This is a genomic window from Planococcus maritimus (genome assembly GCF_001687625.2).
GTDB lineage: Bacteria > Bacillota > Bacilli > Bacillales_A > Planococcaceae > Planococcus > Planococcus maritimus.
The window spans coordinates 288829-305737 of record NZ_CP016538.2; the positions used below are offsets into that span (position 1 = coordinate 288829).

The 16909-nt window shown below is 48.8% G+C and carries 16 protein-coding genes, 1 pseudogene and 1 riboswitch; of the genes and pseudogenes, 15 read left to right on the forward strand and 2 right to left on the reverse strand.

Annotation, left to right across the window (positions count from 1 at the left end):
• Positions 1-43: 43 nt before the first annotated feature.
• Positions 44-1438: a protoporphyrinogen oxidase gene (locus BBI11_RS01600; RefSeq protein ID WP_068459993.1), complete on the forward strand. Its 1395-nt coding sequence runs from the start codon at positions 44-46 to the stop codon at positions 1436-1438.
• Between the two features lie 72 nt (positions 1439-1510).
• Here the strand turns inward: BBI11_RS01600 and BBI11_RS01605 are convergent, their stop codons facing one another.
• Positions 1511-2539, reverse strand: a complete 1029-nt coding sequence (locus BBI11_RS01605) for a C40 family peptidase (RefSeq protein WP_068459995.1) — start codon at positions 2537-2539, stop codon at positions 1511-1513.
• Between the two features lie 300 nt (positions 2540-2839).
• Here BBI11_RS01605 and BBI11_RS01610 point away from each other — a divergent pair, with 300 nt between their 5' ends.
• The 12 genes and pseudogenes from BBI11_RS01610 (at position 2840) to BBI11_RS01660 (ending at position 13920) form a co-directional block, all read left to right on the forward strand.
• On the forward strand, positions 2840-4396 hold the full coding sequence (locus BBI11_RS01610; RefSeq protein WP_068459997.1) for a fatty acid--CoA ligase: 1557 nt from the start codon (positions 2840-2842) through the stop codon (positions 4394-4396).
• Between the two features lie 26 nt (positions 4397-4422).
• On the forward strand, positions 4423-4824 hold the full coding sequence (locus tag BBI11_RS01615; protein ID WP_068459999.1) for a hotdog fold thioesterase: 402 nt from the start codon (positions 4423-4425) through the stop codon (positions 4822-4824).
• A 72-nt stretch (positions 4825-4896) separates the two neighbouring features.
• The gene (locus BBI11_RS16280) at positions 4897-5040 is read left to right on the forward strand and encodes a hypothetical protein (RefSeq protein ID WP_156889021.1); all 144 of its coding nucleotides are present in this window, start codon (positions 4897-4899) and stop codon (positions 5038-5040) included.
• A 114-nt stretch (positions 5041-5154) separates the two neighbouring features.
• Positions 5155-6096, forward strand: coding sequence for a hypothetical protein (locus tag BBI11_RS01620; RefSeq protein ID WP_068460001.1), 942 nt, complete (start codon positions 5155-5157; stop codon positions 6094-6096).
• A 125-nt stretch (positions 6097-6221) separates the two neighbouring features.
• Positions 6222-7886, forward strand: a complete 1665-nt coding sequence (locus BBI11_RS01625; protein WP_068460003.1) for a formate--tetrahydrofolate ligase — start codon at positions 6222-6224, stop codon at positions 7884-7886.
• Positions 7886-8107 carry a hypothetical protein gene (locus BBI11_RS01630; protein WP_068460005.1) on the forward strand — a complete coding sequence of 74 codons (222 nt, stop codon included), beginning with the start codon at positions 7886-7888 and terminating at the stop codon, positions 8105-8107. The genes BBI11_RS01625 and BBI11_RS01630 overlap by 1 nt, the downstream gene beginning before the upstream one ends.
• 134 nt (positions 8108-8241) lie before the next feature.
• Entirely contained in the window at positions 8242-9534 is a 1293-nt protein-coding gene (locus BBI11_RS01635) for a DUF4139 domain-containing protein (protein ID WP_068460007.1), read from the forward strand.
• Between the two features lie 18 nt (positions 9535-9552).
• Positions 9553-10050, forward strand: a pseudogene (locus tag BBI11_RS01640) (TspO/MBR family protein).
• A 216-nt stretch (positions 10051-10266) separates the two neighbouring features.
• Positions 10267-11238 (forward strand): proline dehydrogenase family protein, encoded by a 972-nt coding sequence (locus tag BBI11_RS01645; protein ID WP_068460009.1) that lies wholly within the window; start codon positions 10267-10269, stop codon positions 11236-11238.
• A 62-nt stretch (positions 11239-11300) separates the two neighbouring features.
• Positions 11301-11711, forward strand: a complete 411-nt coding sequence (locus BBI11_RS01650) for an acyl-CoA thioesterase (RefSeq protein WP_068460011.1) — start codon at positions 11301-11303, stop codon at positions 11709-11711.
• A 62-nt stretch (positions 11712-11773) separates the two neighbouring features.
• Positions 11774-11875: riboswitch (purine riboswitch) on the forward strand.
• Positions 11876-12016: 141 nt separating this feature from the next.
• Positions 12017-12601, forward strand: coding sequence for a xanthine phosphoribosyltransferase (locus BBI11_RS01655; RefSeq protein ID WP_068460012.1), 585 nt, complete (start codon positions 12017-12019; stop codon positions 12599-12601).
• Complete coding sequence (locus BBI11_RS01660; protein ID WP_068460014.1) at positions 12601-13920, forward strand: nucleobase:cation symporter-2 family protein; 1320 nt, start codon at positions 12601-12603, stop codon at positions 13918-13920. Before BBI11_RS01655 ends, BBI11_RS01660 begins: the two co-directional genes overlap by 1 nt.
• Before the next feature lie 44 nt (positions 13921-13964).
• Here the strand turns inward: BBI11_RS01660 and BBI11_RS01665 are convergent, their stop codons facing one another.
• Positions 13965-14957, reverse strand: coding sequence for an alpha/beta hydrolase (locus BBI11_RS01665; protein ID WP_237150309.1), 993 nt, complete (start codon positions 14955-14957; stop codon positions 13965-13967).
• Positions 14958-15162: 205 nt separating this feature from the next.
• On the opposite strand from BBI11_RS01665, the gene BBI11_RS01670 reads away from it, so the two are divergent.
• Entirely contained in the window at positions 15163-15900 is a 738-nt protein-coding gene (locus BBI11_RS01670) for a hypothetical protein (RefSeq protein WP_068460016.1), read from the forward strand.
• A gap of 58 nt (positions 15901-15958) precedes the next feature.
• Complete coding sequence (locus tag BBI11_RS01675) at positions 15959-16897, forward strand: ring-cleaving dioxygenase (protein WP_068460020.1); 939 nt, start codon at positions 15959-15961, stop codon at positions 16895-16897.
• Positions 16898-16909 lie beyond the last annotated feature (12 nt).

Genomic DNA, 16909 nt, shown 5'->3' on the forward strand with positions numbered 1-16909 from the left:
TTTAGATTTCTTTAGTTTGATATATAAGCAAGGAGTGATTCGGATGAAGAAAGCCGTGGTCATCGGTGGAGGAATTACAGGCCTTTCCGCCATGCATTATTTAGAGCGGATGAAACAGCAGCACGGGCTCGAATTGGAACTCGAATTGATTGAAAAGGAAGAGCAACTGGGCGGGAAGATCCGTACGGTGAAAAAAGACGGTTTTGCGATGGAAGTGGGGGCGGATTCAATCGTCGCACGCCACGCCAGTGTACTGCCGCTTATTGAAGAGCTCGGTCTCGAAGAACAGATGGTTTACAACGGGACCGGCATTTCTTATCTGTATACCGATAACAAGCTACACGCCATTCCCAAAAACACCGTATTCGGTATCCCGATGGACCGTGAAGCATTATTTAGCTCGACACTCGTGTCGCAACAAGGGAAAGAACGGGCGATGCAAGACTTTGAAACTGTCAACGACCGTTTTACCAAAGACAGCTCGATTGGGGAATTCCTGGAGGCGTTTCTTGGAAAAGAGTTGGTGGACCAACAAATTGCGCCTGTCTTATCCGGCGTTTATTCAGGTTCATTGCGCGAGCTCACCTTAGCGTCGACCTTGCCCTATTTGATTGATTACAAAAATGACTACGGCAGTATCATCAAAGGATTCGAAGCGCATAAAGAGACATTCCAAGGGGCGGCGAATAAAAAATTCATTTCTTTCGATGGCGGCATGGTCGCATTGATCGACCGTCTCGAACAGCAAATGGAAACAGCAGTGATTCGAAAAGGAATCGAGACGAATTCTTTGGACAAACAAGATGGCCGTTACAAAATAGGCTTTTCAGACGGGACATCGAGCGAGGCGGATTTCGTTATTTTGGCGATTCCGCACCAGCACGCCCAAGCCTTGGTGAAAGATGAGACGCTTGATGAGGAATTTGGCCAATTGCTTAATTCGTCTTTGATCAGCGTGTACTTGGGATATGATTTGCCAGATGACCAATTGCCGGCAGATGGCACCGGCTTTATCGTGTCGGAAGGCAGTGATTTGGTGTGCAATGCCTGCACATGGACGAGCCGTAAATGGCCGCATACCTCGGCGCAGCATAAATTATTGGTACGCTTGTTTTACAAGAGCATCAATCCGCTATTCGCTGAATTGCAAAACGCGACGGATGAACAACTTGCCGAAAAAGCCAAGGTAGATGTCCAGAAAAGTCTGGGCATCGAGCAAACGCCTTCGGTCGTCGAAGTAACGCCGTGGAACGAGCTCATGCCAAACTACCATATGGGCCATAAAACGGCGGTCATGTCGCTTGAAGCGCGACTTTCGGGCGCTTACCCTGGCGTCTATCTGGCAGGTTCCTCCTATTACGGGGTCGGTATCGGCGCATGCATTCAAAACGGCAAAGATTTGGCCCAGCAAATCGTAACAGCGATTGAAGGAAAATAGAAAAATAGGGATCTTGCTTCCCGAAACGCAAAAAAGCTCCGGAAAAATTCCGGAGCTTTTTCATATTCATAATTATTTCATCGCATTAAGGCGTTTGTAGCTGTCGAAATGCTTGCCCCAGTAGCTGTCGTTGAGGCTCGTGATTTGGACGCGATCTCCGCCGGCATGGATAAAGCTATTGTTGCCGACATAGATGCCGACGTGGGAAATTCCCGGACGGTACGTATTTTTAAAGAATACCAAATCTCCTAGTTGAGGAGAGCTGACGGTAAAGGAACTTGCGTAATAGCCAATCGTGTTGGTGCGTGGAATCGTGATTCCCGCACGGTTATAAACATAGTATAGATACCCGCTGCAATCGAAACCGCTCGAGGTCGCGCCGCCCCATGCATAAGGCACGCCAAGTTGTGTGCGTGCGATAGAAAGGACTTGGTCTACTTTCGAAGAAGAAGCCGGATTGGAAACTTGCACAGGTGAAGGAGCAGCAGTCGTGCTTCCTTGGATTTTCAATGTTTGGCCGACGTGGATCGTCGAGTTGCTCAAATTGTTCCAGCTCATCAATTGGGTAACGGATACATTATAGCTTCTGGAAATTTTGCTAAGCGTGTCGCCTGAGACAACACGGTATGTAGTCGTGTTTGTTTGTGCGGGTGGTGCGGCCGGAGCAGGTGTAGGCGATGCGACGACAACCGATGTCGTGCCGCTGACTTTGAGCTTCTGGCCGATATAGATTGTAGAAGTGCTCAAATTGTTCAATTGCTGAATTTTTGCCACAGATGTGGAATATGCATTCGCAACTTTATACAAGGTATCGCCGGCTTTGACGGTATAAGTGCTCGTCGAGGTGGCGGCTGGTGCGGCTGGTACTGGAGTGCTCACTGCAGATGGTGAAGTCAGACGCAAAACTTGGTTTGGATAGATAGAATCAGTACTGAGGCGATTCCATGTTTTTAAGTTACTTACAGAAACGTGGTTGCTTGAAGCCACTTTCCATAATGTGTCGCCTGGTTTAATTGTGTATGAACTTGCTTCTGTATCTGCAGCCCCAAGTGCTAAGGATAGGACTCCTGCCGTGATTGCCATGCCGATCAGCTTCTTCATGCTCATTCCCCTTTTGATGTTCGCAACATAATTTGCGTACGCAATTTTCTTTAAGTGTATTCAGTTTCATAAATATAGGCAATAAGTTTTATATTACATTTGTGTTACAAAACTCTAAAGTCATAATTTAGAGTTTTATTTTGACTATAAAAATATTAATGGTAAAAATTTCTTTTAGTCTATTAGATGTGACTCAAAACAAATTTGTACCTAAAACAATTGTTGAAATATTTATGCAAATCTGACATTATGGAAGTAGTTTGTTTGTGAATCACTATTCAGTAGAGGGAGGAAAAAATAATGTATGCGACACTCGGCAGTATATTTGATCATACGGTTTCCTTGCACCCGGAACGTGAAGCGTTTGTCGACTTAAGAAGAAATCGGCGCTGGACTTATGCTCAGTGGCAAGAGGATGTCTATCGCTTGGCGAATGCGCTGACGGCAGCTGGTGTTGCTAAAGGAGATCGTGTTTCTACGTATCTTTTCAATAACCAAGAGTTGGCGACTACATTATTTGCCTGCGCCAAAATTGGCGCGATTTTCAACCCGATTAATTTCCGGCTTAAGGCCGAAGAACTGGCCTTTATCCTAGAAGACGCCAAGCCTGAAGTGGTGTTGTTCGAAGAAGTGCTTGAGGGGGTTGTAGAAGCGATTGCGCCGCAGTTTCCAGCCGTCCAGTTCTGGACGATCGATGGCAACACGCCATCCTTTGCCAGGAACTATCATGAACAAGTCGCGGAGGCCCCGGCAGAAGACCCGGGTGTTGAAGTGGATGAATCGGATACCTACGCCATTATGTATACGAGTGGAACAACAGGCCGTCCAAAAGGTGTTATTCACCAGCACCGCAGCATGGCCGAACAGAGCATGACGTGCATTGCGATGCTCAAAACCACAAAGAACGATATTGGTTTGGTCGCGGCGCCGATGTTTCATTGTGCGGAATTGCATTGCAACATCATCCCGCGTGTCCAGGCGGGGGCATCGAGTGTCATCATGCACCAATTCGATCCGTTCTTGGCACTGGATACCATTGAACAAGAACAGGTCACGGTGATGTTTGCAGTGCCAACGATGTGGAGCATGATCGCTGAAATCGATGGTGCCCAGCAGAAAGTGAAGACTCTAACGCGTGGTTTGTACGGCGCTGCTCCAATGGCACCCGTGCTCGTTAAACGCGTCAAGGCAGTTCTTGGCATAGAGTTGATTCAAGCTTATGGGCAGACAGAAATGGGCCCGGCCATCACCTTTTTGGCGGAAGAAGACCAATTGAAAAAAGCAGGATCTGCTGGGCAGCCTGCCTATAATCATGAAATCCGAGTCGTCCGGCCGAATGAAGACGGACCGTCGGAACCTGATGAAGTGCTTGCGCCGTTTGAAGTCGGTGAAATCATCGTACGCGGCCCGAGCATGATGGCGGGGTATTTCCAGCGTGAAGATGCGACAGAAAAAGCGCTTTATAAAGGCTGGTATCACTCAAGCGACCTTGGCTATCTGGATGAACAGGGCTATTTATATGTGGCCGACCGCGTCGATGATATGATTATCAGCGGCGGGGAAAACATTTATCCGCGCGAAGTGGAAGATGCGCTCCATGGGCACGACAAAGTCCAGGATGTGGCAGTGCTTGGCATACCGGATGAGAAATGGGGCGAATCTGTACTTGCTTTTGTCGTCTCGAAAGATCACTCGTTGACGGAACAGGAACTGGAAGAATACTGCGTCAATCACGAGAATCTTGCGCGTTACAAACGGCCGCGTTCGTACCGTTTCGTCGACGAACTGCCACGCAACGCAAGCGGCAAGATCCAGAAATTTTTATTGCGCGAACAATACAAAGAATTATCGTCTTAACAAGGCGGCAAGAAAAGAGGGCAAACATGGTAAAGATGAAACCAGTGGAAGAGACAATCATGGGAGCGCTCGGAATCGAACTGACTGAGCAGTCCGGGGAGCGGATCGTCGCGACGATGCCTGTACATGCGGCGACGCACCAGCCGTTCGGTTTACTGCATGGCGGGGCATCGGTCGTACTCGCGGAAACGGTGGCCAGTTTTGGCACTTGGCACGCGATTGACCAGGAACGTGAAATCGCGGTCGGATTGGAGATCAATGCCAACCACATCCGCGGAAAACAAGACGGCGTCGTCACAGCGATTGGCACGCCGCTCCATAAAGGGCGCACGACGATGATTTGGGATATCAAAATCGTCGACGAAGAAGAACGACTAATTTGCGTGTCGCGCTGTACGGTAGCGATTGTTAAAAAACCAAGCGAATGATGGGGAGGAAATTTCCTGTTTGAGCTTATGAAGAACGGGAATACGGGGGATAAGACATAAGGAGGGATCTACATGGCAAGAGACAAAAACAAAGAAAGACTGGAAGAAGAGCGCCGCGAGCAAGAGCTGCGTGAAGAACAACAGGCTTTTACAGATAGTGCCAGAAACCTCGACGAACAGAATCAACTAACCGATAAACAGAATCAGCAAAAATAAGCCATGCGTCAATACTAGCCCGCCCACCGACAAAATCGGTGGGCGGGCTTTTTTCACTATGGGGCTCAGCGTGTTAGTATGGTACATAATACTTTTCAGGAAAGAGTGGTAGTCATGTATGAGACCCTAGAACAGTTGATGGAAGAAAAAGGAATAGAGAGCAAGCGCTCAGTCGCATGGAAAAAAATCAGCGAAGAAGAACCGCTATCGGAACAATTTCTGGCTGACCAAGTACGTAATGTCCATTGGCAGGAAGTCTCCAAGCACCAGCAATTGTCTGAAGGGTTTATCCGTCAATACAGCGGTTTTCTTTACTGGGATGAAGTCCTGCTTCACCAGCAATTGTCGGAGCGCTTTTTGGAAGAGTTTTCTACTTCGGAAAAATGGCAGACTCAAGAAAATCAGTTGTCCGCTAAACAGCTGAAAGCTTTGAAAACGCACGGCCGTCCTTTTGATGAGCGGGAGTATTGGCACCTTGTCTCTACTAAACGCCTATCGCCAATGTTCATTGAGAAGCATCAGGACCGGTTGGATTGGCAATTGCTCAGCGATCGTCAGAAATTGCCGATGAGCTTGATTGACCGCCATGCGGATAAAGTCGATTGGCTTGCAGTGACTCGCGGGCAAAAGCTAACAGAACGGTTTATTGAAAAGCATCGAGGCCAAGTGGAGTGGGAGACGCTAACGTTCCACCAGGACCTATCGGAGCGGTTTATCAACCGGCATAGCGATAAAATGGCGGCCATCTCAGCGGAACAAACGCGTTCGGAAGCTTTTCTTTATATGCACCTCGATAAGATGGATCCGGAAACAGTATTGGCGTGCCAAGAGATTGGCCAAGCGGTGGAATACGAAAGTTTTAAAGTCTACAGCATTGCCCGAAACAGCCGGAAAAAATACATTGTGGAGTTTTTCCATTACGACGAACCGGAGACCCCGCGGTTTTTAAAGCTGGAAGATGAAGGACTTTATGATTTGTTGGAAGAGTATGAACTGCAAGATCGCATCGAAGCAGATTTTCCAGAACTCTTGGTCATTGAAGAAATGCGCTTTTGATGAAAACGCACCCGATTTTGGGTGCGTTTTTTTAGTTGGCGGCGCAATTCTCTTGCGGAGGGCTGGCTTGTGTTTTCCGTCATGCCGTTTATAATGGGAAGAAAAATTGAAAGTTGGGACTATGCATGGCGATGACCGATTTGACGATTGCAAAACAAGCGGCTATCCGGCCAATCCAGGAAATTGCGCAGCGCGCTGGGATTGCGGAAGAGGCTTTGGAATTATACGGAAAATACAAGGCGAAAATCGATGTGAACCAATTGCCGAAAACCACAAAAGATGGAAAAGTCGTGTTGGTGACGGCGATTAGCCCGACACCGGCTGGCGAAGGGAAATCGACGGTGACAGTTGGACTTGCGGACGCATTGAAACAAAGTGGAGAATCGGTCATGGTGGCGCTGCGTGAGCCTTCACTTGGACCCGTCATGGGCGTTAAAGGCGGTGCAACGGGCGGCGGCTTTGCTCAAGTATTGCCGATGGAAGACATCAACCTTCATTTCACAGGCGATATTCACGCCATCACTTCGGCGAATAATGCGCTCGCCGCATTGATCGACAACCACTTGCATCAGGGCAACACGCTCAAAATCGATCCGCGGCGCATCACTTGGAAACGCTCGCTGGACATGAATGACCGCGCACTGCGCCACGTGACGATCGGCCTCGGCGGCCCGGCGCAAGGCGTGCCGCGCGAAGATGGCTTCGATATCACAGTCGCCTCGGAAATTATGGCGGTGCTGTGCCTCGCTACATCGCGAGAAGACTTAAAGGAACGCTTGGCGCGCATGGTCATCGGCTATACGTATGACCGCGAGCCGGTAACGGTCAGGAATCTGGAAGCACAAGGCGCGCTTGCCTTATTATTGAAGGAAGCGTTCAAGCCGAATCTCGTACAGACGATTGAAGGAACGCCGGCGATTATTCACGGCGGCCCGTTCGCCAATATCGCTCATGGCTGCAATTCCTTGATGGCGACGAATACGGCTAGGAACCTGGCGGATGTTGTCGTCACGGAAGCAGGATTCGGAGCAGACCTCGGCGCTGAGAAATTCATGCACATCAAATCACGCAAAGGCGGCTTTCATCCCGATGCGGTCGTTATCGTTGCGACGGTGCGCGCATTGAAAATGCACGGCGGCGTCGATAAAAAAGCCTTGAGCAATGAAGATGCAGACGCGGTGCGCCGGGGGATCGTTAATTTGGCGAAGCATGTGGAAACAATCCGCCAGTTCGGCATCGAGCCAGTCGTAGCGCTCAATCGATTTACTGGAGACAGTGATGCAGAACTCGCGCAAGTGATGGCATGGGCAGAAGCGGAAGAAGTTGCCATTGCGCTGACTGAAGTGTGGGCTAAAGGTGGAGCTGGCGGACTCGAACTTGCGGAACTCGTCAAACGCCAGCTCGATCAAGGCGCAGATTTCACTTATCTATATGCAGAAGAAGACGCCGTCGAAGAAAAACTGCGGACCATTGTACAAAAAGTTTACGGCGGGGCGGATGTTCAGTTGACCGATCAAGCGCAGAAGCAATTGGCCGAATTGAAGAAATACGGCTGGGACGCGCTGCCGATTTGTATGGCGAAGACGCAGTACTCCTTATCCGACCAGCCAAAATTACTGGGCCGCCCAGAAGGCTTCACAGTGACGATCCGGGAGTTGATTCCGAAACTCGGCGCCGGCTTCATCGTCTGTTTGACCGGGGACATCATGACGATGCCAGGTCTTCCGAAATCTCCTGCGGCACTCAATATGGACGTGGCGGAAGACGGGCAAGCGCTCGGATTGTTCTAATGGCAGCGAGAGTGCAAATTATTGATTACGTAGAGCAAGGCCAATCTCTCTATATTCAATTGAAAATAATGGATACGGGAGCGGGAATCGCTGTTGAAGGCGAGGTCCGTTTTCTCGGCGAATTGCTTTACGGCGAATTGGTCCACGAAAAGAAATCGCCGCTAACAGACGCGGCGCGCTTGGAAACCATTGCGTATTTAAAAACCCATTTCGGAAGGTGAATTCCGGAGTGGGTTTTTCTTGCGAATTAATGACTGATTATTCAGTTAATAATGGTCGGTTGCCATTCAGATGTGCTAAGGTGAGAGAAAGGTCTGGCCAGGGTGAATAATCGATTCAAAAAGGAGCGTGTGCCATGAAACTGCAGTCTACACGAAGCCAGCAAAACGGTCTGTCGATTTCGGTATACACGGGAGGATTTGCGCTTATCCAGGAAAGCCGTTATGTAAAATCGGACGGCTTGGTGGAGGAAGTGCAATTCCTGGATGTTGCCGAGCGGATAGAGACGGATTCCATTATCGTGAATGGACTTGATGTCTTGGAGCAAAATTATGACTACGATTTAGTCAGTAAAGGCAAGTTGTTGGAACGTTATATCGATCGCAACGTCCATGTGCGGAACAGCGAAACCGGAGAAGCAGTGGAAATGCGTCTGCTCAGTGTAGCAGAATGCATCATCGGCGAGCGGGCCGATACGAAAGAGATCATCATCGACCCCGTCGGCGAATTGATCCTGCCAGCACTGCCTGAAGGCTTATTGCTAAAGCCGGCGCTCGTCTGGAAAATAGCGCCGGCAGCTGTCGACCAGGACATTCAAGTTTCGTATGTCACCAAAAGCTTGGAATGGCACGCCCATTACACGATGGAAATCAACGACCGTGGATTCGAGTTCAAGGCTTGGGTGAAAATCCTGAACCGCAGCGGCGCGCATTACAAAGAGGCGGATCTGAGTTTAGTGGCTGGGGAGGTTCATCGGGAAGAAGAGACGAATAATAATGATTCACCGCTTGTGTATTCGCGCATGCATGAACCGAATAAGCCGGCGCAAGCTTTGACCGATCGCTTCGTTTATGCCGTGAGTCGCCCGGTCACCATTATGAATGAACAGCTCAAGCAATTATCGCTGTTTTCGGTGCATGGAGCGGAGTTCAAAAGGGTGTACCAGATACATTCAGGTGTTACGCATGCCGACATTCAACTGGAATTCTGTAACACGCAAGTCAACGGGTTGGGCATGCCGCTCCCTGAAGGCATTGTCAAAGTATACGAAAGCGGAGAATCGGGGGGAGTGCTTTTTACAGGGGAAGATCGAATCGCGCATACGGCCCCAGGAAAAAACTTGTGCATTCATATCGGGAAAGCGTTGGACATTACGAGCGATAGTTATGAAAAGCTGCGCGAAAAGCATGGCGTCTATGAATACATCACTTATGTATATAAAATCGAAAACGGCAAGCAAGAAAGCATCCGTTTATTGGTCCAACATACGATCTACGGACAGTTTTGGGAAATGGAATCATCGAGCCATGATTATGAACGAAAAAATAGTACAGAAGTAGAATTTGTCGTCCGAATCCATCCACTGGTCAAAGTAGAACTGGAATTCACTTACAAAGTCGATATCCGGCGTGAAGGCCGGGCTTATTAGGAAAAGGAGGAGAACTTCATGGAAGTGGCATCAGTGAATGGCCGTATACATGTGAATAATTTGGCGGCAAGCATCTTGGTTCCAGTCGTTGGCGGCTCAATTGTCGGGGCGCTTGCCAATAGAAGTACCCGCGAACAATACGACCGGCTAAAAAGGCCTTCATTCGCGCCGCCGGGGTGGGTATTTCCGGTCGTCTGGACGGCGCTTTACGAAATGATGGGCGTCGCGAAATACCGTGCCCAGGAAATAGCCAAACCACAGGGGCGGGAGCGGCAAGTGATGAACCCCTACGAACTTCAACTCGGCTTGAATTTCCTGTGGTCGTTTTTGTTCTTTAAATGGGGGCAGCGTGGGACCGCGCTCATTGAAATGGCGGCTCTTCTCGGCGCCATCATCTGGGCAGCGTATGAGTTCTAACAAATCGACAAGCTGGCCGGCAGTTTGATGGTGCCTTATATCGTGTGGGTAGCGTTTGCGCTCGGCTTGAATTACTCCTTTTGGCAATTGAATAAATGATGGTTCGAAGTGCCGAAATCCCCAGCGATTCCGGCACTTTTGTCTATATTTTGACCTGCTTTTAAAAAAGTATTTCAAACACTGCAAACTGTTAAAAAATTATGATGCATAGTGGTAGAAAAACGACTACAATGAAGGAAGTTGACAACGTTCGAGGCATGGCCTTTTTGGGACTGTTGAAATCAACGCAGTTGAATGGTATCAGGAGGGAAATCAATGTTAAAAGATGTGTTTATCGGCTTGTCTCAAAACCGTCTCCTTACGGCTGCGGCCAAAAAGTACGGCTTGAAATTGGGGGCCCAAACCGTAGTGGCAGGGACCAATATCGAAGAGACCATTAAAAGTATCCGCAGTCTGAACGCGCAGGGAATCAGCGCAACGGTCGACAATTTGGGTGAATTCGTGTTCGAGAAAGAAGCCGCGCTCGAAGCGAAAGAGAACATCATGGATATGATCGAAGCGATCCATAAGAATAAAGTCGATGCCCATATTTCCTTAAAACCGACACAGCTCGGCTTGGATATCGATTATGATTTCTGCCTGGAAAACTTGAAAGACATTGTCGCACTTGCCCATAATTACCACATGCACATCAATATCGATATGGAAGATTTCGGGCATGTCCAGCCTTCGTACGACCTTTTGAATACGCTTTCGAAAGACTACGATAATGTTGGGACCGTCATTCAAGCCTACTTTTTCCGTGCCATGGACGATTTGCAGGAACATAAAGACTTCCGTCTGCGCATCGTTAAAGGCGCATACAAAGAGCCTGCGGATGTAGCTTACCAGACACGTGAGGAAATTGATGAGAACTTCATCAAACTGATTGAATACCATTTGCTGAACGGCAAATTCACGTCGATCGCGACACACGACCACCACATCATCAATCATGTCGAGGCTTTCATCAAAGAACATGATATTTCATACGATAAATTTGAATTCCAGATGCTTTACGGATTCCGCAAAGAACTGCAGCGGGAACTTGCCAATAAAGGCTATAATTTCTGCACATACGTGCCATTCGGCGATGACTGGTATGCCTATTTCATGCGCCGCCTGGCAGAGCGCCCGCAAAACTTGAATTTGGTAGTCAAACAAGTTTTCACCAAAAAGAACAATATCGCTATTGGAGCTTTGGCAGGGGCATTTATCCTCGGCCGCGCGACCAAAAAACGCAAGTAAGAAAAAAGCGTCTCTTTAAGAGGCGCTTTTTTTCAATCCCTCAAACCTGAAGGAGTGTAGGCATGTACAAAACCATCATTACCCCTCGTGTCTCGGAAACAGATGCGGTCGGCCATATCAATAATACAACTTTACCGGTCTGGTTCGAGGCGGGGCGCAATCCGCTATTTGAACTGTTCACGCCGGACCATGATTTTGCCAAGTGGAAAATGGTCATCGTCAAAACAACACTCGAATTTACGGGGCAAGCGTTTTTCGGCAAAGACGCCGAAGTCCATACTTGGGTTGAGCGCATGGGCAACAGCAGCCTCGAGTTGTATGAAGAATTGTATCAAGAAGGCCGCCTGTGCGCTAAGAACCGTGCCGTCTACGTAAACTTCAACCTGACACAGCAGCAAAGCGAACCGATTCCGGACCGGATCCGCGCCGAACTGAACAAGCATATGCGTGAGGCGGACAAAAGAAACAACTGATTCTGAATAGTTTTTTAATTAATGCGACTCTTGAATGGCCATTTGGGCATGCTATAATAAATGCATTCAAAAGAATATTCACTCATATAATAGCGGGAATATGGCCCGCAAGTTTCTACCGGTCCGCCGTAAACGGACTGACTATGGGAAGCAATGGAACGAAAAGAAACCGCCTATTTTTAGTGCGGCTTCCTTTTGCGTTTCCTTTCGGGAAAGCCCGGAGGACCTTGCTCCACTCATGGTTATGATTGGATGCGCGTCCTCCGGGCTTTTTTTCGGGGGATGCGGGAAAAGGAGCGGAAAACATGAAGCAATTAGAAGAGAAAATCATAGCGGACGGCCGGGTATTATCCGAAGCGGTCCTGAAAGTCGATTCATTTTTAAACCATCAGATTGACCCGGCCTTGATGAAGGCGATTGGGGAAGAATTTGCTTCCCGCTTTAAGGCGGCGGGCATTACAAAAATTTTGACGATCGAATCGTCCGGCATCGCGCCGGCGGTCATGGCGGGGCTTTCGCTCAGCGTGCCGGTAGTATTTGCGAGAAAGCGCAAATCGCTGACGTTGACAGATGGATTATACACAGCCCCCGTCCACTCTTTTACCAAAAATGAAACGAACGATATCTCTGTGTCTCGTGATTTTCTAGGGAAAGACGATGTCGTGATGATCATTGACGATTTCCTGGCGAACGGGCAAGCAGCACTGGGCTTGCTCGATATCGTCGAACAGGCTGGCGCTGAATGTGCAGGCATCGGCATCGTCATCGAAAAAGGCTTCCAGCCAGGCGGGAAATTACTGCGTGACAAAGGCATACGGGTCGAGACCTTGGCCAACATCAAATGGATGGAACCAGGCCACGTAGAATTTTACGGGGAGGTGCCGAACTGATGAAAAAAGCTTTCGGGGAAGCGGCACTCGGACTGCAACACGTGTTGGCGATGTACGCGGGAGCGATTCTCGTGCCCTTGATTGTCGGGGCAGCACTTGGATTGACGTCTGAACAATTGACTTATCTAGTGTCGATTGATATTTTATTATGCGGTGTCGCAACGCTGCTGCAAGTATTCAACTCGCGTTATTTTGGCATCGGCTTGCCGGTAGTGCTCGGTTGTACCTTTACGGCAGTGGGTCCGATGATTGCCATTGGCGGCCAATATGGCATCTCGGCAATTTACGGGTCGATCCTCGTTTCGGGCTTGTTTGTCATTGCCGTTTCCGGCTTTTTCGGCAGCCTCGTACGCTTTTTCCCGCCAGTCGTCACAGGTTCAGTGGTCACCATTATCGGCATCACGCTCATCCCAGTCGCCATCAATAATATGGGCGGTGGGCAAGGCGCGGCAGATTTCGGTTCGCTGTCCAATATTGCTTTGTCATTCGGGACTTTGGCCTTCATCATTCTCATTTATAAGTTTTCGCGCGGCTTTATGCGTGCCGTATCGATTCTTCTTGGCCTGATTGGCGGAACGGTAGCAGCCTGGTTTATGGGAAAAGTCGATTTCAGCCCAATTGCAGAAGCGTCTTACTTCCATATGCTGCAACCTTTCTATTTCGGCATGCCGACGTTTGAATGGTCTGCTATTCTTACGATGATCCTAGTAGCGCTTGTATCGCTCGTCGAATCGACGGGGGTCTACTTCGCACTCAGCGACATCACGAAAAAAGAAATCAAAGAAAAAGATTTGGCGAAAGGCTACCGGTCAGAAGGTTTGGCCATCTTCCTTGGCGGAATATTCAACGCCTTTCCCTACACAGCTTACTCGCAAAATGTCGGTTTGATTCAAATGTCCGGTGTGAAATCACGCAAAATTATCTTTATCGCGGCGATCATGCTGATTGTGCTAGGGTTCGTTCCGAAAATCGGCGCCATGACCACGATCATTCCGACACCGGTCCTTGGTGGTGCGATGATCGCGATGTTCGGTATGGTCATTGCGCAAGGCATCAAAATGCTGAGCGGCGTCATTTCAGAGTCGCAGGAAAATTCCATGATCGTCGCTTGTTCTGTCGGCCTTGGCCTGGGCGTAACCGTGGTTCCTGAGTTGTTTGCGTTATTGCCGGCTGGTGTTCAGATCCTGACTAGCAATGGCATCGTTGCCGGAAGTTTGACGGCGATTGGTTTGAATGTGGTCTTTCATATGCTGCCGTCACGCAAAAGAAAGCGCGAGGCGCAAGCTGTCCAATCCAGCCAAACGGTCACGCCCCATTAAGCAATAGAAAAGCTGTCCCACTGCTTTATGCGGTAGGACAGCTTTTATTTTTGCACTTGGCTTTCTTCAAGCAGGAACTCTAAGGTTTTCTGGAGAGTTTCCTGGCCATCGTTCGTATCCAAGGCGTATTGATATTCGTGCTTCAGGTTTTTATCAGTGCCACGGAAGAAGACCTCAGTGACATCGACACCTTTGATGCGCAGGCTGCCGGCCAGTGCTACCGATTGTGGCTCAAGCGGATCGGCGTCACCAGCTGATATAAACACGTCCGGATAAGCAGGTGTTACGTGCTGAATGGTAGACATCTCGTGGATGCTGCCAAAAGTCTCGAAACTTTCAGCTCCCGTATAGGCGTTCAAAAAAAAGTCGATATTCGGGAAGCCCGACTCGCGGACGGTGGCCATATCGTATAATCCACAGAACAACAAGGCCCCGCGCAATTGCTCGGCAGTGACAGCCGGCGTCAAATCCATTGTCTCTGCAAGAGCCGGATTAGATTGCAGGGCGGCCAGCTGACTGGCAATTTGCGCACCAGCAGAATCACCGCCGATAAAGATCCTTTCCATGTCCCCGCCATATTGTACGGCAGTCCCGTTCAAGAAACTCAAAGCTTCATTCGCTTGGATAACGGGGCCTGGATACAACTGGGTTGGTGCCAAGGCGTAATCGATATTGGCGACCAAATAGCCGGCGTTTGCGAGGGTCATGCCATAATCTTGACGGCTGTCTTTTGATCCGCCGATAAAACCGCCACCGTGAATCCATAGGATGACAGGTAAGGGGCCAGTAGCGTCTTTTGGATAATAGAAGTCCAAAAAAGCATTATCGGATGTGTGATAACGAACGTCTTTGACCACTTCCACGTGGGCAGCGATTTCCGCAATGTTCGGAGGCGGACTGTAAATAGCCGACCCGATGACCGGCGCCGCTGTCTCATCTTCTTTTAAATGGCTGGCGAGGACAAACCCTGCGCAGGCAAGAAAGGCCACTGCAAGAAGGGCGATTAGTTTTTTGGGAACTGGTTGTTTGCGTTTCATGGCGTTCATCCTCTGCCCGGTAGAATACACCGAAATTTCAATCAAGCTTATTGCCATCCTACCACGTGCCGGGTAGCTCCTCAAAAGATTAACTGTCATGAAATTGAAATGGTTCTGTAAGGTTTTGGGGGTTCACTGAGGTTCAAATCGGGTATCTAAGTGACAGGCCGATAGGTCATTTTTTAAAGTTGAAGGAGAGGGTTTCATGTTCGGATTGAGCGATTTGATCGCATTGGTCATATCTGCGTTTATCATTTTACCGGTCGTTGTCTTTATCCGGGAAGCGGGATATTTAATCGTTAGCGCCTTGCTTGGCGCAAAGAATCCGCGTTTAACAATCGGTTCAGGTCCTCGTGCCTTCAAAATTGGTATGTTTGACGTGAGGAAGTATTATCACTTATATAGTTGGTTTGCCTATGATGATTTGAAAAGGCAAAGCAAATTCGCATATATAGTACTCTATGCCGGCCCGATTTTGGCAAATGTCATTGTGGCGATCGTTATTAATGCGCTGGTCGCTAATGGAGTTTTGGATCAATACGAGACATTCTGGAACCGGTTTGTGTTCTACGGTTTCTATTTCGTGCTGTTTGATGCCGTTCCGATGAAAACGGCAAACGGTATGCCAAACAACGGCATGATCATCTACGAAATGCTGCGCTACGGCAAACGGACGGACTTCAATGATGAACCATTCTTGCCATCAACCTCGGAAGTGGAAGAGCAGTATGAAGAAGAAATGGAGAAAGTAGAAGAGCTGAAGGAAAACCAAAAAGAGATCGTAGAAGATGACGAAGATTTCTCAGCAGAGCAGCAAGAAAAAGAACGCCGCGAGAAAGCAGACATTGAAGAAAGTAAAGAACAGGATATAGAAGAATTGAAAGAAGCTGAGAAACTCACCAAAAAACAACAGCGAGAACGAAAAAACCAGATGCCGGATTGAACTTGAACGCTTAGCATCCGCTTGATAGGATAAGGGTATCAAAAAGGAGAGAAGACAAATGGGCGAAAGAACAAAAGGCATTCATCACATTACAGCGATTGTTGGAGAAGCGCAGGAGAACACCGATTTTTACGCGGGAGTGCTCGGCATGCGTCTCGTCAAGAAGACGGTGAATTTCGACGATCCGGGTACTTACCATTTGTATTTCGGAAACGATCAGGGAGCACCTGGCACAATCATGACCTTTTTCCCGTGGGGCAAAGCTTATCAAGGGAAAATAGGCGATGGGCAAGTCGGTGTTACGGCTTTTGCAGTCCCAGAAGGCGCATTGTCTTTCTGGCGCAATCGGCTCGAAAGCTATCGTGTAAGCTTTGAAGAACATGTCCGCTTTGGTGAGACTTATTTGAAATTTGCAGATCCCCATGGCCTTCAGCTGGAGTTGGTTGAACGTGGAACCGGCCAAGCAAGCGAATGGACGGGTGGCGGGATTACAGAAGCCAATGCCATCAAAGGCTTTGCCGGGGCTGTTTTGTACACGGCCAATGCCGCCAAAACCAAAGAGTTATTAGAAAACGTAATTGGCTTTTCCCGTCAAGAAGAGCAAGGCGATTACGTCCGCTTAGTATCGGATGGGACGCTTGGCAATACATTGGACATCAAGCAGACGCGTGTTGGTGCGGGGCAAATGGGTGTCGGCACGGTCCATCACATTGCCTTCCGGGCAGATGACGACGTGGATCAATTGGAATGGAAAAACCGCATCGAAGCATATGGACTCGGTGTCACACCAATACAGGACCGCAATTACTTCCGTTCCATTTATTTCCGTGAATATGGCGACCTGTTATTTGAAATGGCCACTGACCCACCCGGCTTCGCAGTTGACGAAAGCCCACATGCGCTCGGTGAGGAACTACAATTGCCTAAGCAATACGAGCAGTACCGGAAGCGCTTATTGGCAGAATTACCGCCAGTTTACGCGCGCCCGCTTAAATAGCGAACCAAAAAA

Excerpts from the sequence above, each read along its gene's own strand:
- BBI11_RS01600 (WP_068459993.1), top strand. The coding sequence starts at position 44 with ATGAAGAAAGCCGTGGTCATCGGTGGAGGAATTACAGGCCTTTCCGCC.
- BBI11_RS01605 (WP_068459995.1), bottom strand. The coding sequence starts at position 2,539 with ATGAAGAAGCTGATCGGCATGGCAATCACGGCAGGAGTCCTATCCTTA.
- BBI11_RS01610 (WP_068459997.1), top strand. The coding sequence starts at position 2,840 with ATGTATGCGACACTCGGCAGTATATTTGATCATACGGTTTCCTTGCAC.
- BBI11_RS01615 (WP_068459999.1), top strand. The coding sequence starts at position 4,423 with ATGGTAAAGATGAAACCAGTGGAAGAGACAATCATGGGAGCGCTCGGA.
- BBI11_RS16280 (WP_156889021.1), top strand. The coding sequence starts at position 4,897 with ATGGCAAGAGACAAAAACAAAGAAAGACTGGAAGAAGAGCGCCGCGAG.
- BBI11_RS01620 (WP_068460001.1), top strand. The coding sequence starts at position 5,155 with ATGTATGAGACCCTAGAACAGTTGATGGAAGAAAAAGGAATAGAGAGC.
- BBI11_RS01625 (WP_068460003.1), top strand. The coding sequence starts at position 6,222 with ATGGCGATGACCGATTTGACGATTGCAAAACAAGCGGCTATCCGGCCA.
- BBI11_RS01630 (WP_068460005.1), top strand. The coding sequence starts at position 7,886 with ATGGCAGCGAGAGTGCAAATTATTGATTACGTAGAGCAAGGCCAATCT.
- BBI11_RS01635 (WP_068460007.1), top strand. The coding sequence starts at position 8,242 with ATGAAACTGCAGTCTACACGAAGCCAGCAAAACGGTCTGTCGATTTCG.
- BBI11_RS01645 (WP_068460009.1), top strand. The coding sequence starts at position 10,267 with ATGTTAAAAGATGTGTTTATCGGCTTGTCTCAAAACCGTCTCCTTACG.
- BBI11_RS01650 (WP_068460011.1), top strand. The coding sequence starts at position 11,301 with ATGTACAAAACCATCATTACCCCTCGTGTCTCGGAAACAGATGCGGTC.
- BBI11_RS01655 (WP_068460012.1), top strand. The coding sequence starts at position 12,017 with ATGAAGCAATTAGAAGAGAAAATCATAGCGGACGGCCGGGTATTATCC.
- BBI11_RS01660 (WP_068460014.1), top strand. The coding sequence starts at position 12,601 with ATGAAAAAAGCTTTCGGGGAAGCGGCACTCGGACTGCAACACGTGTTG.
- BBI11_RS01665 (WP_237150309.1), bottom strand. The coding sequence starts at position 14,957 with ATGAAACGCAAACAACCAGTTCCCAAAAAACTAATCGCCCTTCTTGCA.
- BBI11_RS01670 (WP_068460016.1), top strand. The coding sequence starts at position 15,163 with ATGTTCGGATTGAGCGATTTGATCGCATTGGTCATATCTGCGTTTATC.
- BBI11_RS01675 (WP_068460020.1), top strand. The coding sequence starts at position 15,959 with ATGGGCGAAAGAACAAAAGGCATTCATCACATTACAGCGATTGTTGGA.